5 protein-coding genes are annotated in these 2,845 nt (G+C 59.5%); 1 reads left to right on the forward strand and 4 read right to left on the reverse strand.

What is annotated here, in order from left to right:
• Positions 1-306 precede the first annotated feature (306 nt).
• The 3 genes from FXB40_RS47430 to FXB40_RS47440 form a co-directional block, all read right to left on the reverse strand.
• Positions 307-501 (reverse strand): hypothetical protein, encoded by a 195-nt coding sequence (locus tag FXB40_RS47430; RefSeq protein ID WP_148779115.1) that lies wholly within the window; start codon positions 499-501, stop codon positions 307-309.
• A 73-nt stretch (positions 502-574) separates the two neighbouring features.
• Positions 575-757 carry a hypothetical protein gene (locus tag FXB40_RS47435; RefSeq protein ID WP_148779116.1) on the reverse strand — a complete coding sequence of 61 codons (183 nt, stop codon included), beginning with the start codon at positions 755-757 and terminating at the stop codon, positions 575-577.
• 481 nt (positions 758-1,238) lie between these two features.
• Entirely contained in the window at positions 1,239-1,427 is a 189-nt protein-coding gene (locus FXB40_RS47440) for a hypothetical protein (RefSeq protein WP_148779117.1), read from the reverse strand.
• A 359-nt stretch (positions 1,428-1,786) separates the two neighbouring features.
• On the opposite strand from FXB40_RS47440, the gene FXB40_RS47445 reads away from it, so the two are divergent.
• Positions 1,787-2,134 carry a hypothetical protein gene (locus FXB40_RS47445; protein ID WP_148779118.1) on the forward strand — a complete coding sequence of 116 codons (348 nt, stop codon included), beginning with the start codon at positions 1,787-1,789 and terminating at the stop codon, positions 2,132-2,134.
• 494 nt (positions 2,135-2,628) lie between these two features.
• Here the strand turns inward: FXB40_RS47445 and FXB40_RS47455 are convergent.
• On the reverse strand, positions 2,629-2,845 hold a 217-nt coding region (locus FXB40_RS47455; protein WP_148779119.1), incomplete at its 5' end, for a Crp/Fnr family transcriptional regulator.

Raw genomic sequence — 2,845 nt, forward strand, 5'->3', positions numbered from 1 at the left:
TGCTGGCTCGCCGCCGAGCTGGCAGAGCGGCTCCGGCGTACCCCCGTCCCCAAGCCTGGCCGGAGCCGCTCTCTGCCGCTTTTCCGACGATGCATTGATCGCCATGAAATTCTGCGGACGATGTGACAGCTGCCGCTGGGTTTGCGAGAACCACCCGGAGCGCCCTTGGCTCGGTGGGCGCGCTTGCGATTGCGGGGGCGCTGGCGCGCCATGTCCGGTCTGCAATCGCATCGACGCCGACGACCTCGACGATGTTCCCCGGATGCCCGGCGGCTTCGTTGCCGGTGTCGTTCGGAAAAAGCCCGATTAGTCGGATTGCCGCAGACCCGGAGAGTTCAGCCAATCACCTAGGTGCGCACCGGTCTCGACAATCCTTGCTCGCTTGAGCAGCGCTTCACGTTCGGTCCCGGCTGGTAACTGATCGGCCATCGCTTTAAGCTTGGCGGCCTGTTCGGCCATTCGCTCTTCCAACGAACGCGTCTGCTTCACTCTGCGGCGCATGCCGCCCTCCTTGGAGCCGTTTCAAAAACGACTTGCCAACCGTGTCCGGCGCGCTTGGTTCCTAAGTTTGAACTCAGTCTTGATCTTGGCGCTTCCGGCTGGCAGCCAGTGTCCGTTGAGCTTTGGTTGCCATGACCATCCAGTCTTCGGCGAGCTCAAGCCACGCCTCTTTGTCAACCTCGCGGGTCGCCTTCTGTGCCTCGTTGAGGCAAGTCTCGGCTTGTTGCAAATATTTCGCAAAATCAGCTTCGCTCATGACGTTGGAATGCAGTGACGCGCACATGGTGCCAAAAAACGCGAGGTCATGAGGCGCTCGAGGAGCGCGCACAAGCCTTCGCCGCCGACGTGCTACCAGTCAACGACCGCATTCACATCGAGAAGATCAATGGCCAGTTTCTCTCGAAGACCGGATGCAATGCGAGCGGGCCGCCATGAGTCTAAGGTTGAAATTGTCTCCTTGGAACCAGCCCCGCCGGCATTCGATTAATATCTTGCCAAGCATCGTCATTCGATGCTGGCTGGCAGAGCGGCCCTGGCCTACTGCCCCCAGCCCCCCGCCGGGGCCGTCTCTCCAAATTTACATCCTGCGTTATGGCGGGAACCGCAAGAAAAAATGGGCGAACCGGGGGCTGGCTAAGCCATTTCATTGCGAAATTATTGAAACCCTGGGAACGTGAAGGGCCGTTGTCTCCGGACAGCGGCCCTTTGCTTTGCGTCCGCGCCGTTTTCTTCGTCGCTTATTTCTCGACACGCACGCCCTTGAACTTCTTGGCGGCCTTCTTGGCGCTGCCCGGCTTCTTGCCAGCCATGAACTCGCCCGACGATCTATCGCGCTTGGTCCAGCCCGAAGCGCCGCCGACGGACGCCCTCGATCGCGCCCGGCCGCAGAAGGCCGCCAACTGAGGCGGCCTTATTCTTTTGAGCATTCCTCTATCCTGCTTGCGAGCAACCGCCACGCAGCGGCCGCATTTTGAAGTTTCTCCCTGCAACGTCCAACATGGCGCTCAGCCTGCGCCTGCTTATCGGCGGCCTTTTGCCGGCACTCGTCTGCGGTGAATTCCATGCCGGTATCAGATCAACTGCGGCGCGGCTCGTCTGGTCAAAACAGCTCCCTGCAAAAATTAAATTGGCTCGCTGGGGTCGGAAATATGCTAGCGCCCAACCATCAGGCATCGCCGCCCGATGTGCCGGTGCAGCGCCGCTGGCGACATTGACGCGTGGCGCCTGACAGGGAACGATCGGCCAGCACTCGCGATTGGGTCAGCGCCGTTTGTGGAGTTTGCGTATGCGTACCTCGCCCTCGATCGTGCCGGGCGATCGCCTCGACCGCGACATCTATCTCGTCCTCGAGGACTTCGGCGCCCGCGCCGGCTGCGCCTGGCGCGAGACCGACGAGACCGAAACCGATCTTGAGACAGTCATCCGCCTCATTATCTCCGGCGACTACAGCTACTCCGTCCGGATTGTCGTCTTCAATGCGATCGAGGGCTGGTCCAGGGACGCGACCTCCGATGTCGCCGACGCCGTCGCTCAACGTGCCATCGACACGGACGCACAGGTGTCCCCGTCCCTGCAGGCCTTCATCTCCGAAAACTCGACGAAGGCATTCGAGCTTCGGTACTGGCCGAAATAGGCCACCCTTATCACGCGTTCCGGTGGTGGATACGCTCGCGTTCGCAACGTGTTCACGGAGGACTAGATTCCTTGAGGCATCTCAAGGGTCGGCACAAAACGAAAACAGCCCACTGAGGCGCCCTTACTTCGGCGCTCGCAATCCTACACAGGGAAGCCATTCGGTCATGTGAGAGGCGGTATCCGCCTGACGGCCCGTCTAAGAAGCTCTTCGCGCTCTTCGCAGATTGGCAATCGATTAGCCTCTTCGCTTAGGCGCCTCGCTTCTTGGACGAGCCTTTCTTCGAACGCTAGGTCGTATTCCGATTGCTGAAGGATCATGGTCGGGCCCCATGATTGTTAACCCGGAAGTTAGAAACTAACGCAGGTTCGCGGCTAAATTAGGCCACTGCGAAAATCAAACTAGGCCGTACTCCTAAATGGCCGGATGGGAAGTCTGCTTCCGGGAGCACAGCAGACCAATTGTGCTCAACGTGAGTTCTTCGGATTTGACCCTTAACCCCCAAGCGGCGCCCCGAGCAATTGCTCATACTGGCCTCTGACCGTCTCGTAGCACTCGCAGGCGCTTTCGCGCATAGCTTCAACATCAACGATTTCTATATGGCCGCGCCTGTACTTAATGATTCCGGCTTCTTGAAGTGTACGCGCAACGGTTGTTACGCTCGGACGCCGAACACCGAGCATCTCAGCTAAAAATTCCTGCGTGAAAGGA

This window comes from Bradyrhizobium rifense, assembly GCF_008123425.1.
GTDB lineage: Bacteria > Pseudomonadota > Alphaproteobacteria > Rhizobiales > Xanthobacteraceae > Bradyrhizobium > Bradyrhizobium rifense.

Excerpts from the sequence above, each read along its gene's own strand:
- FXB40_RS47430 (WP_148779115.1), bottom strand. The coding sequence starts at position 501 with ATGCGCCGCAGAGTGAAGCAGACGCGTTCGTTGGAAGAGCGAATGGCC.
- FXB40_RS47435 (WP_148779116.1), bottom strand. The coding sequence starts at position 757 with ATGAGCGAAGCTGATTTTGCGAAATATTTGCAACAAGCCGAGACTTGC.
- FXB40_RS47440 (WP_148779117.1), bottom strand. The coding sequence starts at position 1,427 with ATGCTCAAAAGAATAAGGCCGCCTCAGTTGGCGGCCTTCTGCGGCCGG.
- FXB40_RS47445 (WP_148779118.1), top strand. The coding sequence starts at position 1,787 with ATGCGTACCTCGCCCTCGATCGTGCCGGGCGATCGCCTCGACCGCGAC.